Source organism: Sulfitobacter sp. CW3 (genome assembly GCF_019392245.1).
Lineage (GTDB): Bacteria > Pseudomonadota > Alphaproteobacteria > Rhodobacterales > Rhodobacteraceae > Sulfitobacter.
Map to the genome: position 1 here is coordinate 1 of NZ_JAHXRL010000449.1, position 249 is coordinate 249.

Annotated in this window: 1 protein-coding gene; it reads right to left on the reverse strand. The window is 71.9% G+C overall.

The window, feature by feature from the left end:
• The coding region (locus KZZ06_RS21770; protein WP_219581996.1) for an alanine:cation symporter family protein at window positions 1-249 on the reverse strand (249 nt) is incomplete at both ends.

A 249-nucleotide genomic window follows, 5' to 3' on the forward strand; every position in this document is an offset into this window, starting at 1 on the left:
CAGACCAGGATGGTGTCGATGAAGACGCCCAGGGCCTGCACGAAGCCCTGGCTGGAGGGGTGATGCGGGTTGGGCACTGCCACCGCGGCGATGTTGGGGGCCGAGCCCATGCCGGCCTCGTTCGAGAAGAGGCCGCGCTTGACCCCGTTCAGCATGGCCGCCGCGACGCCGCCCGCGACCCCGCCCACGGTCTCCTGCAGGCCGAAGGCCGAACGCACGATGCCGCCCAGGATGCCCGGCACCTCGGTG